The 21,764-nt window shown below is 70.8% G+C and carries 16 protein-coding genes, 3 tRNA genes and 1 pseudogene; 10 read left to right on the top strand and 10 right to left on the bottom strand.

Going from position 1 to position 21,764, the window contains the following annotated elements:
- Positions 1 to 740 precede the first annotated feature (740 nt).
- Entirely contained in the window at positions 741 to 1,064 is a 324-nt protein-coding gene (locus ACWEKM_RS33050; protein ID WP_451624948.1) for a hypothetical protein, read from the bottom strand.
- Positions 1,065 to 1,507: 443 nt separating this feature from the next.
- Between ACWEKM_RS33050 and ACWEKM_RS33045 the strand changes: the two genes are divergently transcribed.
- The 3 genes and pseudogenes from ACWEKM_RS33045 (at position 1,508) to ACWEKM_RS33035 (ending at position 2,997) form a co-directional block, all read left to right on the top strand.
- Positions 1,508 to 1,690, top strand: a complete 183-nt coding sequence (locus ACWEKM_RS33045) for a hypothetical protein (protein ID WP_451624947.1) — start codon at positions 1,508 to 1,510, stop codon at positions 1,688 to 1,690.
- 392 nt (positions 1,691 to 2,082) lie between these two features.
- Positions 2,083 to 2,271: pseudogene (locus ACWEKM_RS33040) on the top strand (hypothetical protein); the annotation flags it as partial.
- A 78-nt stretch (positions 2,272 to 2,349) separates the two neighbouring features.
- On the top strand, positions 2,350 to 2,997 hold the full coding sequence (locus tag ACWEKM_RS33035) for a class I SAM-dependent methyltransferase (RefSeq protein ID WP_451624946.1): 648 nt from the start codon (positions 2,350 to 2,352) through the stop codon (positions 2,995 to 2,997).
- Between the two features lie 275 nt (positions 2,998 to 3,272).
- Here the strand turns inward: ACWEKM_RS33035 and ACWEKM_RS33030 are convergent.
- From ACWEKM_RS33030 to ACWEKM_RS33020, 3 genes are all read right to left on the bottom strand, one after another.
- Positions 3,273 to 3,346 (bottom strand) — tRNA-Ile (locus ACWEKM_RS33030).
- 178 nt (positions 3,347 to 3,524) lie between these two features.
- A tRNA-Asn gene (locus ACWEKM_RS33025) sits at positions 3,525 to 3,597 on the bottom strand.
- A gap of 5 nt (positions 3,598 to 3,602) precedes the next feature.
- Positions 3,603 to 3,675 (bottom strand) — tRNA-Asn (locus ACWEKM_RS33020).
- 157 nt (positions 3,676 to 3,832) lie between these two features.
- Here ACWEKM_RS33020 and ACWEKM_RS33015 point away from each other — a divergent pair.
- From ACWEKM_RS33015 to ACWEKM_RS33000, 4 genes are all read left to right on the top strand, one after another.
- Positions 3,833 to 4,138, top strand: a complete 306-nt coding sequence (locus tag ACWEKM_RS33015; protein ID WP_451624945.1) for a YtxH domain-containing protein — start codon at positions 3,833 to 3,835, stop codon at positions 4,136 to 4,138.
- Between the two features lie 91 nt (positions 4,139 to 4,229).
- Positions 4,230 to 5,681, top strand: a complete 1,452-nt coding sequence (locus ACWEKM_RS33010; RefSeq protein WP_451624944.1) for an FGGY family carbohydrate kinase — start codon at positions 4,230 to 4,232, stop codon at positions 5,679 to 5,681.
- 181 nt (positions 5,682 to 5,862) lie between these two features.
- Positions 5,863 to 7,596 (top strand): ABC transporter ATP-binding protein, encoded by a 1,734-nt coding sequence (locus tag ACWEKM_RS33005; RefSeq protein WP_451624943.1) that lies wholly within the window; start codon positions 5,863 to 5,865, stop codon positions 7,594 to 7,596.
- Complete coding sequence (locus ACWEKM_RS33000) at positions 7,596 to 9,524, top strand: ABC transporter ATP-binding protein (RefSeq protein ID WP_451624942.1); 1,929 nt, start codon at positions 7,596 to 7,598, stop codon at positions 9,522 to 9,524. Before ACWEKM_RS33005 ends, ACWEKM_RS33000 begins: the two co-directional genes overlap by 1 nt.
- 51 nt (positions 9,525 to 9,575) lie before the next feature.
- On the opposite strand, the gene ACWEKM_RS32995 is transcribed toward ACWEKM_RS33000, so the two are convergent.
- Complete coding sequence (locus tag ACWEKM_RS32995) at positions 9,576 to 10,886, bottom strand: RNA polymerase sigma factor (protein ID WP_451624941.1); 1,311 nt, start codon at positions 10,884 to 10,886, stop codon at positions 9,576 to 9,578.
- 156 nt (positions 10,887 to 11,042) lie between these two features.
- On the opposite strand from ACWEKM_RS32995, the gene ACWEKM_RS32990 reads away from it, so the two are divergent.
- Entirely contained in the window at positions 11,043 to 11,267 is a 225-nt protein-coding gene (locus ACWEKM_RS32990) for a hypothetical protein (protein ID WP_451624940.1), read from the top strand.
- A 6-nt stretch (positions 11,268 to 11,273) separates the two neighbouring features.
- Here ACWEKM_RS32990 and dnaG read toward each other — a convergent pair whose 3' ends face one another.
- The 4 genes from dnaG to ACWEKM_RS32970 all read right to left on the bottom strand — a co-directional run bounded on the left by dnaG (position 11,274) and on the right by ACWEKM_RS32970 (position 17,089).
- A complete protein-coding gene (gene dnaG / locus ACWEKM_RS32985; RefSeq protein WP_451624939.1) occupies positions 11,274 to 13,184 on the bottom strand; it encodes a DNA primase in 1,911 nt (636 codons plus the stop codon).
- A gap of 127 nt (positions 13,185 to 13,311) precedes the next feature.
- The gene (locus tag ACWEKM_RS32980) at positions 13,312 to 14,574 is read right to left on the bottom strand and encodes an NAD(P)/FAD-dependent oxidoreductase (RefSeq protein WP_451624938.1); all 1,263 of its coding nucleotides are present in this window, start codon (positions 14,572 to 14,574) and stop codon (positions 13,312 to 13,314) included.
- Between the two features lie 135 nt (positions 14,575 to 14,709).
- A complete protein-coding gene (locus ACWEKM_RS32975) occupies positions 14,710 to 15,981 on the bottom strand; it encodes a deoxyguanosinetriphosphate triphosphohydrolase (RefSeq protein ID WP_451624937.1) in 1,272 nt (423 codons plus the stop codon).
- A gap of 181 nt (positions 15,982 to 16,162) precedes the next feature.
- Positions 16,163 to 17,089 carry a sirohydrochlorin chelatase gene (locus ACWEKM_RS32970; protein ID WP_451624936.1) on the bottom strand — a complete coding sequence of 309 codons (927 nt, stop codon included), beginning with the start codon at positions 17,087 to 17,089 and terminating at the stop codon, positions 16,163 to 16,165.
- 183 nt (positions 17,090 to 17,272) lie between these two features.
- Between ACWEKM_RS32970 and ACWEKM_RS32965 the strand changes: the two genes are divergently transcribed.
- Together ACWEKM_RS32965 and ACWEKM_RS32960 are read left to right on the top strand one after the other, a co-directional pair.
- Entirely contained in the window at positions 17,273 to 17,959 is a 687-nt protein-coding gene (locus ACWEKM_RS32965; RefSeq protein WP_451624935.1) for a SanA/YdcF family protein, read from the top strand.
- Between the two features lie 144 nt (positions 17,960 to 18,103).
- Positions 18,104 to 18,307: a DUF397 domain-containing protein gene (locus tag ACWEKM_RS32960; RefSeq protein WP_451624934.1), complete on the top strand. Its 204-nt coding sequence runs from the start codon at positions 18,104 to 18,106 to the stop codon at positions 18,305 to 18,307.
- Between the two features lie 174 nt (positions 18,308 to 18,481).
- On the opposite strand, the gene ACWEKM_RS32955 is transcribed toward ACWEKM_RS32960, so the two are convergent.
- Positions 18,482 to 21,439, bottom strand: a complete 2,958-nt coding sequence (locus ACWEKM_RS32955) for a SpoIIE family protein phosphatase (RefSeq protein ID WP_451624933.1) — start codon at positions 21,437 to 21,439, stop codon at positions 18,482 to 18,484.
- Between the last annotated feature and the right edge of the window lie 325 nt (positions 21,440 to 21,764).

Genomic DNA, 21,764 nt, shown 5'->3' with positions numbered 1-21,764 from the left:
GACGTACGCACGCACCGAGACCCGCCGGGCGCGGACGTGAAGATCCTCAGCCCGCAGGGCGAGGACGTGGTTGACGCCCGGCTCCTGCACCTGTCCGAAACAACCCCGCCCGTGTGCATCGGTCAGGGGGACTTCACGCCCGAGCAGGCCCGCACGGTCGCCGGGACGTTCCGCCAGTTCGCCGACACGGCCGAGCGGATGCCCGGCCGCCGGACGGAAGATCACCCGCATCTTCTACGCGTGGTGGCACGCCACCTGCGGCGCCACCTCTTCCGGTCGACCACTGCACGAGTCATGGCTCTCGCTTGGCCACCAGCTGGAGCGCGCCCCGTCGAAGTTCAGCGCCGCAGGGAGGAGTTCACGGAGGTCGTCCACGGGTTCCACCAGTCCGACCTGTACGCCGCTTTCCTCCAGGTCGAGCAGCGCTACCCCGACGGGTTGCCCGAAGCGGCCGGCGTGCGGATGTGGTCCCTACTCGACCGCGAGCAGCAGGCCCGGTACGCGAACCAGGTTCTCGGCGCCTACGTCGAACTGGCCCGAATCCAGCGGGCTGAAGACCGCGAGGAGGGTCTGTGACGCGCACGCCACAGGAAACTTTCTGGTCCGACCAGGCCCTTGCCACGGCCCGGGAAGCCGCGAGCGACGGTGCACCATCGCCATCGTCAACGACTTCCCGAACGGCGAGCGTCACTCACCAGATGAGCATCGAACCACCGCCCGTAGCCGGGGTGTTGACAGGCTCAGCAGTACCGGGCTTCTGCCCTGGCAAACCCGGCACTGTAGCCATTGGCCCAACCGCGGGTGTAGTCGCCCGCCCTGCTGAACCCGTGCCCGTGCTGCTGACCGCGCTCCATCTTGCAGTCATCCCTGGCGTCCGAATACCCGGTCCGGAAGCCCGCCTGGAAGCCCCTCCGGTAATCATCCGTGCTGGAGACCGCCGCCGACGCGCTGGCGTGAGTCTGGCTGGGCGTGACCGCCGCGGCCTGCTGGAGGCCAACCGGTGCGAACGCGAGGAGCAGAGCTGACGCTGAAACGATGGATCGCTTCGAGTAGTTGCCGATCATGACCACACCCCTTTGCCTTTTGCTGGTCATTTCGGTACCACCAGCCTAATCGGACATATAGGGCATGCAACTCGTCGCACGCCAAGAGCGTCCGGCAGTGGTTCTCAGCATCGCAACACAGCCACACTGCCGACACCCTGCCCACACACGGCGCATGATGCCCCTCAGACCAGAACACCCTGGGGGACCATGAACACCCGCACCATCACGCCGACGCGAAGCCCAGCACCGCCGGCACACCGGCCTCCAACACCCCACCCGGCACCCGCCACTACGACAGCGCACAGGACATCGCTGACGCGCTGACAGCCGCAGGGCTCACCGCCTCCAAGCCGCAGAAACAGACCGCAGAGAGCCACATCACCAAAGTCGGCGGCACCGCCTACGACTTCACCGTCGCCGACCAGACCGGCAAGGCGACGCCTGGCAACGCGGGCATCAACATGTTCCCCAACCCCGAGGCCCTCGCTGCGTGGATCCCGCTCTCCAAGAGCTTCGGCGGCGTAGCGGTCACCGGCGACACCTGGGCGGTCAGCCTGCCCACCGACGGACCAGGCGCCCGCAACGACAGCAAGCGCCTGGCCTTGAAGGTCGCCGACGCCCTGGACGGCACCGTGCAGCAGTGAGCACCACAGACACCCGAGGCCCCGCTCATGCGGGGCCTTCGTCCTGTCTGGAGGCCACATGACCAAGTCCGGCCCGCAGCGTTACCTGGGCGCATCTACTGCCTACTGGTACGGCTCGAAGCACCCCGGCTCCTCCATGGAGTCGAACGTCATCGTCTGGCACACCACGGAAGGCACCTCGCTGCCGTCCTACAGCGGCGGCACGGTGACACCCGACCTCACCGCCAAGCCGGACTTCACCGCCGAGCGGCTCGTCCGGTACCAGCACGTCGACTTCGACGTCTCCTCCCGGGCGCTGGTGAACGCGGCCGGCGGGGTGGAGACGAACACCCTCAACGTCTGCCAGGTCGAGATCGTCGGCACCTGCGACCCAGCCACGCACAGGAAGTGGCATCTGCCGCCTCTACAACGGCGGCCGGTTCAAGCACCACGCCCCCTTCATCAAGCGGCGTCGCGACGGCCTGTGCCTGCGCACCGGCGACTTCCTGAAGAGCCAGGGCCGGCCGGTCGACGAGGAGCTGTGGGCGATCGACGGCGCGGACTGCTCGCCGTGCGATGACAAGGTCCCCGACAGCCACTGAGCCCGCTACAGTCGCCCCCGCCCTCACAGCTCCCCGAGGGCCAGGGCTCCCGCATCCCACCGATCAGAGGAACCCGCTGTGCCCGTACCGCACGACATCCCGGCCGAGACCGAACTCTGGAACGCCTATGCCGAGAGCGCGTTCGATCCAGACGCCGAGCCGTCGTTCTGCTGGACCCAGTACGCCGGCCACGGCCCCGGCCCCGAACTGCTGGGCACCCCGGAATCCGTACTGGAGATCGGCACCGGCCGCGCCCTGGCCCATCTCGCCCAACTGGGCACCAAGGCCACCGGCGTCGACCTGTCGCCGCGCATGGTGCAGCGCGCAGGCGAGAAGTGGGCGCCGCTCGGCGTGCGAATCGAGCAGGGGGAGATCCTGGACTGGCCGGCCACCGACGAGGCCCGCTACGACGCCGTGTACTCGATCTTCGGCGCGGCCTGGTTCACCGACCCGTCCCGCCTGTTCCCCCTCGTCCGCGAGCACCTGGCCCCGGGCGGCGTCTTCGTCTTCTCCCAGCCGCCGGCCATCCCCGCCGCCTACGGCCCCCAGGGCATGTACAAGGGCGGCTTCGCCGGGAAGGCCACGTTCACCTACCGATACAGCTACAAGCCCGCCGTGTGCGAGCGGCTTCTGCTCAGGGCCGGATTCGCCACCGCCGAGGCGACCGAGCTGGACGCCCCGAAACCCGGGCACATCGGCACCCTCATCGTCCACGCACGCACCTGAACGCTCGACGGCCCCGGCCGGACGCCGATCCGGCCGGGGCCGCTCCATGTCTGGGCCGGATCGCCGGACGGATGCCTTCTGTCGTTCGACTGTTGGGGCGTTGTCCCGCCGGCATGTCGGCGAGTCGCTTGGGGACCCCCGGCCGTCGTGATCGTCTACGTCTCGGTTGAGCTTCGGCCGAGCTAACGATCTTCAAAGACGACGAAAGCCCCTCCAGTCTGGAGGGGCTGACGCTCTGCCGCAGGTGAAAACGTTCCTGCTCCGAGCTGCCTCGGTGGGGCGGGTGGGACTCGAACCCACGGCCGACGGATTATGAGTCCGCTGCTCTAACCGGCTGAGCTACCGCCCCATAGCGGCGTGTCGCGTACAAGTGTGCGCGCCCGTCTGCCGCAGCATAGCCGCTCATACGATCTCCTGCCTCGGATGGTCGGCTTACCTGACCTTGAGGACTCCGCACCGGGCCGGGTGGTTCCCGGGAAATGGAGCGGACATGAAAAAGGACCCCTTCGGGGCCCTCGTTCAGCATGCTCCCCCGACTGGACTCGAACCAGTAACCTGCCGGTTAACAGCCGGCTGCTCTGCCAATTGAGCTACGGAGGACCGAGCTCCCCCGACTGGACTCGAACCAGTAACCTGCCGGTTAACAGCCGGCTGCTCTGCCAATTGAGCTACGGAGGAATGCCTCGTCGCCTCGAACGTACCTCCCGGGTATCCCCCAGGGGGCGCGCGCTCGCTGCGACACATACATTAGCGCAAGCAGGGGGGTGCTCCGCCAATCCGTACTCCCCCGCGCCGATGCCGCACAGCAGACCAATGCAAGGGAAGGGTGGCCACCATGCGCTACCGGCTCACGTTCGTCGCCGGACTCGCCCTGGGCTACGTACTGGGCACGAGGGCCGGGCGCGAGCGTTACGAGCAGCTGAAGAAGTCCGCTCGGCAGTTCGCGCAGAACCCCGCCGTCCGCAACACCGCGGAGACGGCCGCCCAGCAGGGGCGGCAGCTCGCGGGCCGGGCGCTGCACACCGTCGGCGACAAGGTCGGCGACCGCATGCCCGACTCGGTGGCCCACCGGGTGCGCACCCTGCGGGAGCGCGCGGCCGACGGCTCCGGCGAGGACGACTGGGGCACCAGCAACACCTGACCGGCGTCCTCCCGGTGCCCGGCGGGGAGCTCCGGCGGCGCTGAACCGCACACGGCCAAAGCAAGCGCCGCGATACGGCAGAATTCCGGTCATGGGGATAGTCGCCGGGTTGGACAGCTCGCCCGATTTCACTCGCATCGTCGTCTGCGACACGGACACGGGGGCCGTACTCCGGCAGGGCTATGCGCCGCACCCCGTGGAGGATCCCGGCGGCGGGCGTCCCTCCGACATCGACCCGCAGGCATGGCTGCTGTCCCTGGGGGAGGCGGCCGGCGGCGGACTGCTGGAGGGCGTGCAGGCCATCGGCGTCTCCGCGCAGCAGAACGCGCTGATCCCGCTCGACGCACAGGGCAACACGGTGCGCCCGGCGCTGGTGGGCGGCGACAAGCGGGCGCAGATGGCGGCGGCCGACCTGATCGACGCGCTCGGCGGGCGGGAGGCGTGGGCGCAGGCGGTGGGCTCTGTGCCGCAGGCCGCGCATCCGGTGACCAAGCTGCGCTGGCTCGCCCGGTCCGAACCCGAGAACGCGCTGCGCACCGCCCTCCTGGTCCAGGCGCACGACTGGCTGGTGTGGCAGCTGCTCGGCCGGCCGGTCCGGCGGACCACCGACCGGGGCGGCGCCTCCGGGACCGGGTACTGGTCGGCGGCCACCGGCGGTTATCGGCCCGACCTGATCGAGCTGGCGCTCGGTCACCATGCCGTGCTCCCCGAAGTGATCGGCCCGGCGGACGCGGCCGGTACGACGCCGGAGGGGCTGCTGATCTCCGCCGGGACCGGGGAGACGATGGCCGCCGCCTTCGGGCTCGGTATCGGTCTCGGGGACGCCGTGGTGTCGCTGGGCGCCTCGGGCTCCGTGATGGCGGTCCACCCGGAGGCGCTCACCGACCAGTCCGGGATGATCACTTCGCTCGCCGACGCCACCGGCTTGCATCTGCCGGTCGTCACCACCCTGAACGCCGTACGGAGCTTGCGCGGCACCGCCGAACTGCTCGGCCTGCCCGACCTGGAGGGCCTGTCCGAGCTGGCGATGAAGTCGACGCCGGGGGCGCACGGGCTGGTGCTGCTGCCCTATCTGGAGGGCGAGCGGACCCCGAACCTGCCGCACACCGCCGGGACCCTGGCGGGGCTGCGGCGCGAGTCGATGAAGCCGGAGCATCTGGCACGGGCCGCCTTCGAGGGCATGCTGTGCGGTCTCGCGGACGCGTTGGACGTGCTGCGCGGGCGGGGCGTCGAGGTGCGCCGGGTCTTCCTGCTCGGTCCGGCGGCCGAGCTGTCCGCGGTGCAGGCAGCGGCGCCCTCGCTGTTCGGTGTGCAGGTCGTCGTGCCGCAGCCCGCCGACTACGCCGCGATCGGCGCCGCCCGGCAGGCCGCCTGGGCGCTGGGCGTCTCCCAGGGTTCCCTCGATGCGCGCACCCCGCCCGCCTGGCAGGGCGCGGCGGCGCAGGTTCTGGAGCCGGGGGACGAGCTGGCCGTGGGGCAGGCGGTGCGTCAGCAGTTCGTGTCGGTACGGGAACAGACCCATCCCGGGGCGTTCCAGGCATAGGGGGCATTACTTCCGCGTCGCTCCCGCGTCGCTCGCGCATCTCTTCTGTGTCGTTTCCGTGTCGTTTTCTTACCGGACCCGCCACCCGATTAATCAGTTGAGGTAACGCGGGTGGAGTGTCCGACGATAGGGGCCAAGGGCGCACCGACCAGCCCCCACCGCCGACGCAAAGAGACCCAGCGTGCTCATACGACTTCTGCGGACCTATCTCAGGCCCTACAGGAAACCCATAGTTCTCCTGGTGCTGCTGCAACTCCTGCAGACCAGCGCCACTCTCTATCTGCCTACGCTCAACGCGCACATCATCGACAACGGCGTCGTGAAGGGTGACACGGGTTACATCCTGTCCTTCGGCGCGCTGATGATCGGTATCTCCCTCGCACAGGTCGTGTGCAACATCGGCGCCGTGTACTACGGCGCGAAGACCGCCTCCGCACTCGGCCGGGACGTGCGGGCCGGCGTCTTCGGGCGGGTGCAGTCCTTCTCCGCGCGCGAGGTGGGCCACTTCGGGGCGCCCTCGCTGATCACCCGTACGACCAATGATGTGCAGCAGGTCCAGATGCTGGTCCTGATGACGTTCACGCTGATGGTGTCCGCGCCCATCATGTGCGTGGGCGGCATCATCCTCGCCCTCGGCCTGGACGTCCCGCTGTCCGCGGTCCTGGTCGCGGTCGTTCCGGTGCTGGGCATCAGCGTGACGCTGATCGTGCGTCGGCTGCGTCCGCTGTTCCGGTCCATGCAGGAGCGGCTGGACACGGTGAACCGGGTGCTGCGCGAGCAGATCACCGGCAACCGGGTCATCCGCGCCTTCGTCCGGGACACCTACGAGCAGGACCGGTTCCGCAAGTCCAACTCCGAGCTGACCGACATGCAGCTGGCCACCGGGCGGATGCTCGCGCTGATGTTCCCGATCGTCATGACCGTGGTGAACGTCTCCTCGATCGCGGTCGTGTGGTTCGGCGCACACCGCATCGACAGCGGCCAGATGGCGATCGGCGACCTGACCGCGTTCCTCGCCTATCTGATGCAGATCGTGATGTCCGTGATGATGGCCACCTTCATGTTCATGATGGTGCCGCGGGCGGAGGTCTGCGCCGAGCGCATCCAGGAGGTCCTGGAGACCGAGTCGAGCGTGGCGCCGCCGACGGCGCCCGTCACTCAGCTGCGCCGGCACGGGCATCTGGAGATCCGCGGGGCCGGGTTCCGCTACCCGGGCGCCGAGGAGCCGGTGCTGCGCTCCATCGACCTGGTGGCCCTGCCGGGCCAGACCACCGCCGTGATCGGCTCCACGGGCAGCGGCAAGTCGACGCTGCTCGGGCTGGTCCCGCGGCTGTTCGACGCCACCGACGGCGAGGTGCTCGTGGACGGCGTGCCCGTGGCGAGCGTCGATCCGGCGCTGCTCGCCAGGACGGTCGGGCTGGTGCCGCAGAAGCCGTATCTGTTCGCCGGCACGGTCGCCACCAATCTGCGGTACGGCAATCCGGACGCCACCGACGAGGAGCTGTGGCAGGCGCTGGAGGTGGCGCAGGCCAAGGGCTTCGTGGAGCAGCTGGAGAGCGGCCTCGACGCGCCGATCGCGCAGGGCGGCACCAATGTCTCCGGCGGTCAGCGCCAGCGGCTGGCCATCGCCCGTACGCTCGTCCAGCGCCCGGAGATCTACCTCTTCGACGACTCCTTCTCCGCCCTCGACTACGCCACCGACGCCGCCCTGCGCCGCGCGCTCGCCCGGGAGACCGCCGAGGCCACCGTGGTGATCGTCGCCCAGCGGGTGGCGACCATCCGGGACGCCGACCGGATCGTGGTCCTGGACGAGGGCCGGGTCGTCGGCACCGGCCGCCACCACGAGCTGATGGCGGGCAACGAGACCTACCGGGAGATCGTGCTCTCCCAGCTCACGGAAGCGGAGGCTGCCTGATGGCCGGTCCCATGGGACGCATGATGGCCGGGGCAGGCCCGGACCAGCGGTCGATGGACTTCAAAGCGTCGAGCAAGCGGCTCATCGCCCAGTTCCGGCCCGAGCGCCTCACGATCTACGGCCTGCTGCTGTGCGTGGTCGTCAGCGTGGGCCTCAGCGTGATCGGCCCGAAGATCCTCGGCCGGGCCACCGACCTGATCTTCGCGGGCATCATCGGCCGCCAGATGCCGGCCGGGGCCACCAAGGAGCAGGTGCTCCAGTCCATGCGCGAGCGGGGCGAGGGCGCCATCGCGGACATGCTGAAGAGCACCGATTTCACCCCGGGCCGGGGCATCGACTTCGGCGCCGTCGGCGACGTCCTGCTGTTCGCGCTGGGCACCTTTCTGGTGGCCGGTCTGCTGATGGCGGTGGCGACCCGGCTGGTGAACCGGGCCGTCAACCGCACGATGTTCCGGATGCGCGAGTCGGTGCAGATGAAGCTGTCGCGGCTGCCGCTGTCGTACTTCGACAAGCGCCAGCGCGGCGAGGTGCTCTCCCGGGCCACCAACGACATCGACAACATCGGGCAGACGCTCCAGCAGTCGATGGGGCAGCTCATCAACTCGCTGCTCACCATCATCGGCGTACTGGCGATGATGTTCTGGGTGTCGTGGCTGCTGGCGCTGGTCGCGCTCGTCACCGTGCCGCTGTCGTTCGTGGTCGCCACCCGGGTCGGCAAGCGCTCCCAGCCGCACTTCGTGCAGCAGTGGCGCTCGACCGGCACGCTGAACGCGCACATCGAGGAGATGTACACCGGGCACACCCTGGTGAAGGTGTTCGGGCGGCAGGAGGAGTCGGCGAAGCAGTTCGCCGAGCAGAACGACGCGTTGTACGAGGCCGGGTTCAAGGCGCAGTTCAACAGCGGGGTCATGCAGCCGCTGATGATGTTCGTCTCGAACCTCAACTATGTGCTGGTGGCGGTCGTCGGCGGTCTGCGGGTCGCGTCGGGCTCGCTGTCGATCGGTGATGTGCAGGCATTCATCCAGTACTCGCGGCAGTTCTCGATGCCGCTGACCCAGGTCGCCTCGATGGCGAACCTGGTGCAGTCGGGCGTCGCCTCGGCCGAGCGGATCTTCGAACTCCTGGACGCGGAGGAGCAGGAGGTGGATCCGGTGCCCGGCGAGCGGCCGACGGAGCTGCGCGGCCGGGTGGCGCTGGAGGGCGTGTCCTTCCGTTACGACCCGGACAAGCCGCTGATCGAGGACCTGTCGCTGAAGGTCGAGCCCGGTCACACGGTCGCGATCGTCGGCCCGACCGGCGCGGGCAAGACCACGCTGGTCAATCTGCTCATGCGGTTCTACGACGTCTCCGGCGGACGCATCACCCTCGACGGCGTCGACATCGCGCGGATGTCCCGGGACGAACTGCGTTCCGGCATCGGCATGGTGCTCCAGGACACCTGGCTGTTCGGCGGCACGATCGCGGACAACATCGCGTACGGGGCGACCCGCGAGGTCACCCGGGGCGAGATCGAGGAGGCGGCACGGGCGGCCCACGCCGACCGGTTCGTCCGCACCCTGCCGGAGGGCTACGACACAGTGATCGACGACGAGGGCACGGGGGTCAGCGCCGGTGAGAAGCAGCTCATCACCATCGCGCGGGCGTTCCTGTCCGACCCGGTGATCCTGGTGCTCGACGAGGCGACCAGCTCCGTCGACACCCGTACCGAGGTGCTGATCCAGAAGGCGATGGCGAAGCTCCAGCACGGCCGGACCTCGTTCGTCATCGCCCACCGGCTCTCCACCATCCGGGACGCGGACACGATCCTCGTCATGGAGAACGGTTCGATCGTCGAACAGGGCGCGCACGCCGAGCTGCTGGCGGCCGACGGTGCCTACGCGCGGCTGTACAAGGCGCAGTTCGCGCAGGCGGTCGCCGAGGTCGACTGACCGGACACCGTCGTACAGGGGGGCCGCTCGCCGTGAGGTGAGCGGCCCCGTTCAGTCGAGGTAGCCCCGCAGTTGGTCGGCGAAGGCGTGGTCGCGCAGCTTGTTGAGGGTCTTGGACTCGATCTGCCGGATCCGCTCCCGGGTGACGCCAAAGATGCGCCCTATCTCCTCCAGGGTGCGGGGCCGCCCGTCGGCCAGCCCGTAGCGGAGCTGGACGACCTTCCGTTCGCGCTCCCCCAGCGTCGACAGCACCGCCTCCAGGTGCTCCCTGAGCAGCAGGAAGGCGGCGGACTCCACGGGGCTCGCGGCGTCGCCGTCCTCGATGAGGTCGCCGAGGGCGACATCGTCCTCCTCGCCGACCGGCGCGTGCAGCGACACCGGTTCCTGGGCGAGCCGCAGCACCTCGCCGACCCGCTCGGGCGGCAGGTCGAGGTGGGCGGCGACCTCGTCCGGGGTGGGCTCGTGACCGCGTTCCTGGAGCAGGCGGCGCTGCACCCGGACGACCCGGTTGATGAGTTCGACCACATGCACGGGCACCCGTATGGTGCGGGCCTGGTCGGCGAGGGCACGGGACATGGCCTGCCGGATCCACCAGGTGGCGTACGTGGAGAACTTGTAGCCGCGGGCGTAGTCGAACTTCTCCACGGCCCGGATCAAGCCGAGGTTGCCCTCCTGCACGAGGTCGAGCATGGTCAGCCCGCGGCCGATGTACCGCTTGGCGACGGAGACCACGAGACGCAGATTGGCCTCGATCAGCCGCCGCTTGGCCACCCGCCCCATGACGACCAGCCGGTCCAGGTCGAGGGCGAGCTGGCTGTCCAGGTCGGGGGTGTTGCCGAGCTTCTCCTCGGCGAACAGTCCGGCCTCGACCTGGCGGGCGAGTTCGACCTCCTCGGCCGCGGTGAGCAGCGGGATGCGGCCGATCTCGCGCAGATACTGGCGGAACAGGTCGGAGGTGGGGCCGGCGGTCTCGGCGCGGGCGGCGGGCGGTTCGGCGGACTCCGGCGCCTCGGTGAGCGTCTCGGCTCGTGGCTCGGCTCGTGGCTCGGCGGGCTCGGCCGGGCCGTCCGGCTCGGTCTCGGGGTGCAGCGCGACGCGGCTCTGCGGGGGCACGGCCACGATGACGCCGTTCCCGGCATCCGGCGTGTCCGGCGCGCCCGTCGGGCTGATGTCGGTCTGGGCGAGGGTCTGGGTCTGCACGGGGGCGACCTCCAGGATGATCGCTGCCCGGGTGTGCGGCAGCGGTACTTCGGGGGCGGAGTCGACGGCCTCGCCGCGGTCCGTCCCGTACGTGATGAGCGGAACCGCGGGGATGGGGGACCCGTGGGGGACGGATCGGCCGCGCTCCGGGGACTCAGGCACCGCTTCCCAGTGTGGGGTAAGACACATCACCGCCACGAGGGGCGTGCGATGACTTTTTGCGCCCGTTCCGTGACCGGCCGATTACTCAGCTCGTTTGACCATCGGACTGATGGCCGGGGAAAACTGGACCCGCTGAGCCAGGGCAGGACGGAAAGCATGGGCGAGATCGAGGAGCTGCGGCGGGCCGATGCCCAACTGATGCAGGCTCTGCGGCAGACGCAGTTGGAGCTCACCGAGTCATTCGCAGAACTCACCAAGACACTCACGGAGCACAGCAAGTTGCTCGGTGCTCTGGTGTCCGGTCAGGTCGCGATGATGGAACAGCTCGGGGCCATCGCCGCGCACCTCGGTATCGAACCGCCCGAGTCGCCGCAGGGCTGACGGTGGTCACAGCGCGGCGGCGCCCTGGACCTTCAGGGTCTGGTCGTACTGCTGGAGGACCCAGAGTTCGTTGCGGACGGCGGCCAGCTGGGCGGGGTCGCCGCCCGCCTCCAGGCGGCGGACGGTGAACTGGATCTCCTGGATCCGCCGCTCGACGGCCCGGCGGCGGACGGTCACCAGCTGTTCGCCCGCGTAGATCTCGTCGACCGTGCGGCGCATGATGGCCTCGACGGCCAGTTCCGTGACCATCGCGCGTACGGTGTCGTCCGGGGCCGCCTCTCGGACCCGGACCAGGAACTCCTGCGGGTCCTGGACGCCGTACTCGGCGCCGCCCGCCTCCATGACGGCCTGGCGGACGGCCGCGTACGGGGCGGCGGTGAACTCGTCCACGCCGTACGCGTCGAACGTCGGGGAGACCAACTCCGGGCGCTGGAGGGCGAGTTTGAGCAGTTCGCGTTCCGTGGCGTAGACCGGGTTGCGGAGGTTGAGGGCGGGGCCGGAGCCGGTCCGGCGCGGGGCCGCCGCCTCGTACGGCTGCCGCGGCCCGCGGGCCGGCGCCGGGGCCCGGCCGGCACCGCCGCGCTCGCGCGCCCAACGTGCCAGCTGGGCCACCCGCTTGACCACGAACTGGCTGTCCAGGATGCCGAGCAGGCCGGCCAGTTCGACCGCGACCTCGTGCTGCGCGCCGCTGTTCTTGATGCGGGCGACGACGGGCGCGGCCTCGTCCAGGGCGGACGCGCGGCCCGCCGGGGTGTCCAGGTCGTAGCGGTCGACGATCTGGCGGAGCGCGAACTCGAAGAGCGGGGTGCGGGGTTCGGCCAGGTCGGCCACCGCCTCGTCGCCCTTCGCCAGGCGCAGCTCGCAGGGGTCCATGCCGTCCGGCGCGATGGCGATATAGGTCTCGGCGGCGAACTTCTGGTCGTCCTCGAAGGCACGCAGCGCGGCCTTCTGGCCCGCCGCGTCCCCGTCGAAGGTGAAGATCACCCGCGCCGAGCCGTTGTCCATCAGCAGGCGGCGCAGGATCTTGATGTGGTCGCCGCCGAACGCCGTGCCGCAGGTGGCGATGGCCGTGGTGACCCCGGCCAGATGGCAGGCCATCACATCGGTGTAGCCCTCGACGACCACCGCGCGGCTGCTCTTGGCGATCTCCTTCTTCGCCAGGTCGATGCCGTACAGGACATGGCTCTTCTTGTAGATGGCCGTCTCGGGGGTGTTGAGGTACTTGGGGCCGTTGTCCGTCTCGTACAGCTTGCGCGCGCCGAAGCCGACGACCTCGCCACCGATGTCCCGGATCGGCCACATCAGACGGCCCCGGAACCGGTCGATGGGGCCGCGGCGGCCCTCCTGGGAGAGGCCGGAGAGGACCAGTTCCTTGTCGGTGAAGCCCTTGCCGCGCAGATAGCGGGTGAGGTGGTCCCAGCCCTGAAGGCTGTAGCCGACGCCGAAGTGCACGGCGGCGGCCTGGTCGAAGCCACGCTCGGCGAGGAAGATCCGGCCGGTCTCGGCCTCGGGGCCTGTGGCGAGCTGTTCCGCGTACCACTGCGCGGCGATCTTGTGGGCCTCGACCAGGCGGATCCGCTCGCCGCGCTGGTGGGCCGGGTTGTATCCGCCCTCCTCGTAGCGCAGGGTGATGCCGGCCTGGGCGGCGAGGCGTTCGACCGCCTCCGAGAAGGAGAGGTGGTCGACCTTCATCACGAACGTGATGGTGTCGCCGCCCTCCTGGCAGCCGAAGCAGTGGAAGAGCCCCTTGCTCGGACTGACCTGGAAGGACGGCGACTTCTCGTCGTGGAAGGGGCACAGGCCCTTGAGGTTGCCGCCGCCGGCGTTGCGCAGCTGGAGGTACTCGGACACCACGGCGTCGATCGGGACCGCGTCCCGTACCGCCTTCACGTCCTCGTCATTGATCCGTCCTGCCACGCGTGAATTCTACGGGGACGCGCCGACACCCCTGGGGCATGTGCAGCGCGCCCCAAAGGGGCGCGGGGAACGGCGCGAGCAACCACCGACGCCCCGCAGCCGCCGGACGACGGACGACGGCAGACGCTCAAGCGAGCGCAGCCAACGGCACATGCGGATCCGCCAGGCGCTCCGTGTTCACCTGGGCCCTGGAGCGGATCAGCTGCTGGATGGGTTCTGTGACGTCCCACACATTGACGTTCATCCCCGCCAGCACCCTGCCCTCCTTCACCCAGAACGCGATGAACTCCCGCTTGCCGGCGTCCCCGCGGATCACGACCTGGTCGTACGAGCCGGGCGGCGCCCAGCCGCTGTACTCCATGCCCAGGTCGTACTGGTCGGTGAAGAAGTAGGGAATGCGGTCGTAGACCACATCCCTGCCGAGCATCGCGCGGGCCGCGGCGGGGCCGCCGTTGAGGGCGTTGGCCCAGTGCTCCACCCGCAGCCGGGTGCCGAACAGGGCGAGCGGGAAGGACGCCACGTCGCCGGCCGCGTGGATGTCGGGGTCGGAGGTGCACAGCCGCTCGTCCACCACGATGCCGCCGCCGTGTGCCCGGTCGGCGATCTCCAGGCCCGCCGACTCGGCCAGCGCGGTGCGCGGGGCCGCGCCGATGGCGGCGAGGACGTCGTGCGCCGGGTGCTCCTCGCCGTCGTCGGTGCGGGCGGCGAGGACCATGCCGTCCTGGCCGATGATCTCGGTGAGGCGGACGCCGAAGCGGAAACGGACCCCGTGCTCCCGGTGCAGTTCGGCGAAGACGTTGCCCAGTTCGGGGCCGAGGACGCTGTGCAGCGGGGTTGGCGCGGTCTGGACCACGGTGACCTCGGCGCCGTACTGGCGGGCCGCCGCCGCGACCTCCAGGCCGATCCAGCCGCCGCCCGCGATCACCAGATGGCCGTTGTCCCGGCCGAGCGCGCCGAGTACGCCCTTGAGCCGCTCGGCGTGGGCGATGCGGCGCAGATGGTGGACGCCCGCGAGATCGGTGCCGGGGATGTCGAGGCGGCGGGGCTCGGCGCCGGTGGCGAGGAGCAGCTTGTCGTAGTGGACGAGGGTGCCGTCGTCGCCGAAGCGGACGGTCTTCGCGGCGCGGTCGATCGCGTCGACCGTCTGGCCGAGGTGCAGTTCGACGTCGTTCTGCGCGTACCAGGCGGGCTCGTGCACGAAGACGCTGTCGCGTTCCTCCTTGCCGAGCAGATAGCCCTTGGACAGTGGTGGGCGCTCATAGGGGCGGTCGCGTTCGTCGCAGATCAGTATCACCCGCCCGGTGAAGCCCTCCGTCCGGAGGGTCTCGGCCGCCTTGGCCCCGGCCAGGCCGCCTCCGACGATGACGAATGTCTGGTCCGCGTCGACCACTTGATGCCTCCTCATGAGCGTGCCGCCACATGCGAGCGTCCCGCACGGAGCGTGGAGCGGGAAGGGGGAGTGACCCGATCAGGCCACGGAGGGTCACGTCCGTGTCAGATACGTCACACCAGTCTCACGCGTCGGTCACGTCCGTCCCGTCAGGCGCGCGTGCAACGAGCGCGCCGAGGCGTCGGTGAGCGAGGCGATCTGGTCGACGATCACCCGCTTGCGGGCGCTGTCGTCCGGTGCCGTCCCGAACAGGACGCGGAACTGCGGGTCCAGGCCGTCGGGGGCCCGCGCGGTGAGCGCCTCGGCCAGTTCGGCGACGACGACGCGCTGGTCGGCGCGGAGCCGTTCCTGTTCGGCGCGCTGCATCACATACCGGTCGGCGACCGCCTTGAGGACCGCGCACTCCATCCGGGTCTGCCGGGGTACGACGAGTTCGGCGCCGTACCGGGTGAGCCGCCCGCTGCCGTGGGCCGCCCGGGTGGCGCCCTCGGCGGCCAGGCAGAACCGGCCGATGAGCTGGCTGGTGGCGTCCTTGAGGCGGGCCTGGGCGACCGCGGTGCCGTCGTAGCCATGTGGCCACCACTCCTGGTCCTGGAGCCGGTCCAGGGCGGCGGCCAGTTCGGCGGGGTCGGTGTCCGCGGGCACGTACCGGCCGACGGCGACCTCGAACACCGACCGGCGCTCCGGTCCGGCGCGCAGGCTGCCGGGGTCGATATGGCCGGCGTGCAGGCCGTCCTCGACGTCGTGCACCGAGTACGCCACGTCGTCGGACCAGTCCATGACCTGGGCCTCGAAGCAGGTGCGGGTGCCGGGGGTCTCCTTGCGGATCCAGTCGAAGACCGGCCGGTCGTCCTCGTACACCCCGAACTTGGGCGAGGCGGGGTCGGTGGGGTGGGCGCCGCGCGGCCAGGGGTACTTGGTCGCCGCGTCGAGGACCGCGCGGGTGAGGTTGAGGCCGACGGAGCCCTCTGGGGTGAAGCGTTTTGGTTCGATGCGGGTGAGCAGTCTGAGGGACTGGGCGTTGCCCTCGAAGCCGCCGCAGTCCCGCGCGAACGCGTTGAGTGCCTGCTCCCCGTTGTGCCCGAAGGGCGGGTGGCCAAGATCGTGGGAGAGGCAGGCCGCCTCGACCAGGTCGGGGTCGCAGCCGAGGGCGGCACCCAGTTCGCGGCCGACCTGGGCGCACTCAAGGGAGTGGGTGAGCCGGGTGCGCGGGCTGGCGTCCCAGGCCGGTCCCATGGTGCCGGGCGTCACCACCTGGGTCTTGCCGGCCAGGCGGCGCAGCGCCGCGGAGTGCAGCACGCGCGCGCGGTCGCGCTGGAAGGCGGTGCGGCCGGGGCGTTTGTCGGGTTCGGGGGCCCAGCGGTCGGCCGACGCCGGGTCGTAGCCGGCAGGGGGTGCGGGTGCCATGGTTCGACAGTATGCGGCGACCGTGACAATCGGGTGGCGGGCGGACGCCCGCGCGTCTACGGGGGCGTGGGGAGCATGGGGTTCCGCGGGCGGCGTCAAGGCGACCTTTCGGCAGTCGCTCAGGGGGCGGCCCAGGGGACGGCTCAGGGGGAGGCTCAGGGGGCGCGTCCATCCGCCGGTCTCACACCGACGCCCGTTCCGGTTCCGCGCTCGCCGCCGTCGCCGTAGCCGTCGCCAGTGCCTGGTCGTAGCGGTGCAGGACCAGGCGGGCCATCGCCGAATGGGCGCCCAGCGGGGCGGAGGCAATCCAGGGGGCCTGTTCGGCGCACTGGGTGGCGAACCGGCCCGGGGCCGTGAAGCAGGAGGCCACCGCGATCCGGTGCCGACCGCGGGCGGCCAGCGCGCGCAGGGCCGCGGGCACGGTCGGCGTCACGGCCGAGGCGTAGGCGGGGACGACGGGCACGCCCAGGCGGTCGGCGAGGACGCGGGCCGTGCGACGGGTGTCGGCCGCCGAGTCGGGGTCCCGGGAACCGGCGGCGGCGAGCACGACCCCGCTGCCGCGGCGGGCGGCCGCGCTCGTCCGGGTGTGCCAGCCGGCCTCGACGAGCCGGGCGTACAGGGTGTCCACGAGCAGGGGGTGCGGGCCGAGCGGGGCGGCCACGCGCGCGTGCGGGGCCGTGGCGGCGACCGCCTCCGGGATGTCGCGCTTGACGTGGTGGCCGCGGGTGAGCAGCAGCGGGACGAGTACCGCCGGGGCGGTCCCGAGGTCGGCGAGGGCGTCGGGGAGCAGCGGCTCGTTCAGTTCGATGTGGCCGAGCCGGATCGGCACGGCGGGACGCAGCCGCCGTACTCGTTCCAGGAGCGCGCGGACGGTGTGCGGCGCGCGCGGGTCGCGGCTGCCGTGCGCCACGAGGACCAGGGCGGGCGGGCCCGGACGGTAGCCGCCGTCGCACGCGGGCAGGCCGAGCCGACCGGCCGGCTCACCGCCGATGCCGTGCATGAGGGGCGCCGTGCTGAGGCGCGCCACGCCGGGGTACGCCGTACTGAGGCGCGCCGTGTTGTCGAGGCGGATGCGGGACTCGTCGCGGGGCTGGTTCGACGCCGTCATGAAGAGATCCTGACGGCAGCGGGTTGCGGGCCCGTTGCGCGGCGGTCACGGACGTTTTCCGGCGGATCACGCGTCCGTGCCGCGCGGTGTGAGGCGAACCGGATCACCGTGTGCCGCGTCCTCCAGGACGGGAACCGACCGGGGCGAGCCGCCCGGGAAGAACGGGGAGAACGGGGAGACCGTATGAGGATCCGTCGGCCGCGCCTGCCACGCCTGCCGCGCACCCGGGCCGGGCAGCGGCGGCTGGTGCAGGGTGTGGTGGCCGGGTGCGTGCTGGCGCTGTCCCCGGCGACCTGGCTGCATCTGTCCACGGCCGACCGGCTGCGCAGCACCGCGGACGTGCCGCGCGCCGAGGTCGCGGTCGTCTTCGGCGCGGGCCTGTGGAACGGCGAGCCGTCGCCGTACCTGGCGCACCGGCTGGACGCGGCGACGCGGCTGTACCGGGCGGGCCGGATCGAGGTCGTCCTGGTCACCGGCGACAACAGCCGGGCGGACTACGACGAGCCGGACGCGATGCGCGCCTATCTGACCCGGCACGGCGTGCCCGACGACCGCATCGTCAGCGACTACGCCGGCTTCGACACCTGGGACTCCTGTGTCCGGGCGAAGAAGATCTTCGGCGTGGACCGGGCCGTGCTGATCAGCCAGGACTTCCACATCCGGCGCGCGGTGGCGCTGTGCGAGACGGCGGGCATCGACTCCTACGGCGTCGGCGTGGCCGCCGACCACGACGTCACCTGGTACTACGGCGGCGTCCGCGAGGTCTTCGCGGCGGGCAAGGCGGCCCTGGAGGCGGTGTTCCGGCCGGACCCCCACTTCCTCGGCCCGAAGGAGCCCGGGGTGCGCGAGGCACTGGCGGGCGGGCGGTGACGAAAGCTCCGCGAACGAGCGGCCGGGCGGTGACACGAGCGGGCCGGGACGGGTTGCCGGACAGCCCGAAAATGATCAGCGCGTGCGCCATCATGAGGTGGGTACCGGCGGCCGCCGTGAGGGCTGCCGACGTGAGGAGCAGCGATGAACCCCCAGCGCACGCCGCACGGTGACTGGCAAAAGAGCTCATACAGCCTCAATGAGGACTCCTACTGCGTCGAGGTGACCACCTTCGCCACGGCGATCGGCGTTCGGGACTCGAAGAACCCCGGTCCGGTCGTACGCCTCGACCTCGTCGGCTGGGCGGGTTTCGTCTCCGCGGTCAAGGCCGGCGAGCTCGGCGGCTAGTGCCAAGCGTCGTCCTGTCAGGAGGGGCACCCCGATCCGGGGTGCCACCACCCCACCCCGGCACCCGGCCATGACCCAGGCCCTCATGGAAGGGCTTGCCGGACGGTGGGCGGTCGCCGGACCGCGAGCGGTGGCCGCCGCGGCGGCTCGCGGGCGGGCGCCCCGAAGCAGCCCCTACTCCCCCTCCCCGAAGGATGGCGCGGTCGGGTCCACGTCGGATCCGCCTGCTGTGTCGATTCCGCCTGCTGTGTCGAATCCGTCCGCGCTCGGGAACATCAGCTCCAGGGCATCGGACGACTGGTTCCCGCGGCGGTCCGGGCCGTGCAGGGCCTGCTCGGTCCAGATGCACTTTCCTTTCGCCGTGTAGCGGCTGCCCCAGCGTTGCGAGAGCGCCGTGATCAGCTGTAGCCCGCGGCCGCCTTCGTCGGTGTCCGCGGCGCGGCGCATACGGGGCATCGTGAGGCTGCCGTCGAAGACCTCGCAGGTCAGCTCGGCTCCGCGCAGCAGACGCAGTCTGACCGGGCCCTTGGCGTGGCGTACGACGTTGCCCACCAGTTCGCTGGCCAGCAGTTCCGTGGTGAATATCAGGTCGTCCAGGCCCCAGGCGGAGAGTTGCTCACGGACGTGGCGGCGGGCCAGGCTGGCCGCCTTCGGGTCCTCGGTGAGCGGCCAGGAGGCCATCCTGTCCGCGTTCAGGGCGTGGAGGCGGGCGACGAGGAGCGCTGTGTCATCGGCCGCTTGGTGCTCGGCGGGGAGCAGGCCGGCCGTCAGAGTGTCGCAGAGGCGCTCCAGATCCGCGTCGCTGCCGTCCTCGTGGGCGGTACGCAGGAGCCGGGCCAGGTCCGCCATGCCCGTGTCGATGTCGCGTTTCGCCGACTCGACGAGGCCATCGGTGTAGAGCACGACCAGGGTGCCTTCGGGCAGCGTCAGCTCGACCGTCTGGAACGGCGGCTCGGCCGCACCCAGAGGCGGGTCGGCGCCCAGTTCCGGGAACCGCACGGTGCCGTCGGGGAGTACCAGGGCCGGGGGCGGGTGCCCGGCGTGGGTGATGGAGCAGACCTGGGTGGTGGAGTCGTAGAGCGCGTACAGGCAGGTCACGTACGACTCCTCGCCCATGCCGCCGACGATGTCGTTGAGGTGCCCCATGATTTCGTCGGGGGGCAGTTCGAGGTCGGCCAGGGTGTGGACGGCCGTGCGCAGGCGGCCCATGGCGGCCGCCTCGGGCAGGCCGTGGCCCATGACGTCACCGACGACCAGGGCGACCTGGCCGCTGGAGAGCGGGATGACGTCGTACCAGTCGCCGCCCACGTCCATGCCCTGCCCGGCGGGAAGGTAACGGGCGGCGGTCACGCATGCGGGCAGATCGGGCAGGCCGGTGGGAAGCAGGCTGCGCTGGAGTTCGCGGGACCGGATGCGCTCGGCATCGAAGAGCCGGGCCCGCTCCAGGGCCTGCGCGACGAGGGCGCTGATCGTGGTCAGCAATGAGCGCTCGTCGTCGCTGAGCCGATGCGGACGGTCCCAGGACACGACGCACACTCCGAAGGTGTGACCGGACGCCGTCAGCGGCAGGAACGCCCAGGCCTGCTTGTGGGCGATGCCGGGCAGGTCGGCGTGATCAGGCGAGTACGCGGCGTATTCCTGCGGCGAGGACAGGAACGCCGGTGCTCCGGACCGGACCACATTCCAGGACGGGCTGGTGCCCGCTGTGGTGCGGCTGTTCAGGAGGTTGAGGAAGTCGTCCGCGTAGCCGACGGCTCCGACACCGAGGAGCCGCTTTCCTTCGATGACCTGCACCATGACTCCGATGGCGTCGAACGGTGGCAGCACCCACTGCGCGACCGCGTCCACCACGTCCTGTGAGGTCGTCGCCTTGGCGAGCGCCGCGGTCAGCTCCATGACCTGGGCCGCTCGCTCGGACGCGGCACGCTCGGCCGCCCGGCCCTCCTCCTGCATACGCAGTTTCTCGGTGACGTCCGTCAGGTAGAAGGCGCAGCCCACGGGCCCCGGGACCAGCCGCAGCCGGTAGCGACGCCCCGTGTCCGGCATGCGTACATCAAAACTGGCGGGTTTCTCCTCGGCGGCGGCCTTCCGACAGCGGCGCTCCAGGCCCTTGATCCACCGTGCGGCGGGCAGGTCCCACAGCACACGCCCGAAGAGTTCCTCCGGGGAGAAACCCAGCACATGTTCCGCTTCCAGGTTGATGAAGATGATGCGCCATTCGGCGTCCACCGCCAGGAAACCGTCACTCATCTGACGAAGGGCCTGGCTGAGCGCGTCCCGAGCGGAAGGCGACTCGCTGCTCTCCCATCTCACGCCGACCATCCGGAACGGCCGGCCCCGGTCGTCGTACGTGGGCAAACCGCGGGCCCGCGACCAGGCATACGTGCCGTCCAGCCGCCGTACCCGGTAAGCGGCCTCGTACACCGAGTGGTCGCGGATCGCCCGCTGCGCCTCCGCCAGCGTGGGTGCCAGGTCGTCGGGGTGGAGAACGTGCATCCAGTCCTGGATCTTCACGGTGTAATCGGCCGGTCTGCTGCCGTAGAACTCCATCATCGCCGCGTCCCAGATCAGCTCACCGGTCTGGAGGTTCCAGTCCCACCAGGCGACCGTGATGCCTGGCACTCCCTGCCAGGGCGGCTCACTGTCGGGTTCCTTCGGCGCGGATTCGAACATCTTCGGAGCCTGGGACATGCGCTCCTCGGCCCATGCGACGACGGTCCGGAGGAAGTCCCAGTGCTCCGGGGTGGGCTCGCTCCGGTCACCTGTCAGAACGGTGAGGGTGCCCACGACACGGCCCCCGCCGAACACCGGCAGGGCGGCCTGGCCTGTGCCGGGCCCTGAGACGTCGACGGCTTCGCCGGGGGGCAGCGGCAGCCATACAGCGGTGCCCCGGCGCAGGGCACGCGCCGGGGCAAGCGGGCTCTGCTGGTCGATGATCTCCCAGGAGCGGGTGAGGGCGGATGGCAGACCGACCGCCGACGCCAGGCACAACACGGACGTAGGACCACAGAGATGGATCATTCCGCCCAGGGCGCGCAGCTCACCCACGGAGTGCTGGAGCGCCAGCCGGAAGACTTCGCTCTCCGGGGCACCGCGAGCCACCGTACTGAGCAAAGTCAGTCGCGGGTTCACACCGCAAACCTTACGCTCGGCCCCGGCGCCCGGGCGCCCCGGGAGCCGGGCCCGGCGCGTGCTCCGGGGCCCCGCGTGGCCTGCGTACTCCCCGTGCGGTCAGGTGAGGGCTCCCGGGTGAGCGCCATGGGCACGATGGAGGCAGCGCACCGGTCAGCGCCGGACCGCGAGCGGTGGCCGCCGGGGCGGCTCGCGGGCGGGTCCTGTCGGCACGGCAGGGTGGGGCGGCGCCGGAAACGGCCGGTCCCTCCCCGTGGTGTCGGGGAGGGACCGGCCGGGGTGTGCGGAGAGGGTTTGCAGAGGTGGGCTAGTGAACGGCTCCGGG

Source organism: Streptomyces sp. NPDC004752 (assembly GCF_053601275.1).
The sequence above is the reverse complement of the archived record's forward strand: the minus strand, read 5'-3'. Positions and strand labels throughout refer to the sequence as shown.

Bases quoted from the DNA above. Each gene is read 5' to 3' on its own strand.
- ACWEKM_RS32970 (WP_451624936.1), bottom strand. From the start codon at position 17,089: ATGACGGCGTCGAACCAGCCCCGCGACGAGTCCCGCATCCGCCTCGAC.
- ACWEKM_RS33010 (WP_451624944.1), top strand. From the start codon at position 4,230: ATGGGGATAGTCGCCGGGTTGGACAGCTCGCCCGATTTCACTCGCATC.
- ACWEKM_RS32960 (WP_451624934.1), top strand. From the start codon at position 18,104: ATGAACCCCCAGCGCACGCCGCACGGTGACTGGCAAAAGAGCTCATAC.
- ACWEKM_RS33015 (WP_451624945.1), top strand. From the start codon at position 3,833: ATGCGCTACCGGCTCACGTTCGTCGCCGGACTCGCCCTGGGCTACGTA.
- ACWEKM_RS33050 (WP_451624948.1), bottom strand. From the start codon at position 1,064: ATGATCGGCAACTACTCGAAGCGATCCATCGTTTCAGCGTCAGCTCTG.
- ACWEKM_RS32975 (WP_451624937.1), bottom strand. From the start codon at position 15,981: ATGGCACCCGCACCCCCTGCCGGCTACGACCCGGCGTCGGCCGACCGC.
- ACWEKM_RS32965 (WP_451624935.1), top strand. From the start codon at position 17,273: ATGAGGATCCGTCGGCCGCGCCTGCCACGCCTGCCGCGCACCCGGGCC.
- ACWEKM_RS33045 (WP_451624947.1), top strand. From the start codon at position 1,508: ATGTTCCCCAACCCCGAGGCCCTCGCTGCGTGGATCCCGCTCTCCAAG.
- ACWEKM_RS33000 (WP_451624942.1), top strand. From the start codon at position 7,596: ATGGCCGGTCCCATGGGACGCATGATGGCCGGGGCAGGCCCGGACCAG.
- ACWEKM_RS32990 (WP_451624940.1), top strand. From the start codon at position 11,043: ATGGGCGAGATCGAGGAGCTGCGGCGGGCCGATGCCCAACTGATGCAG.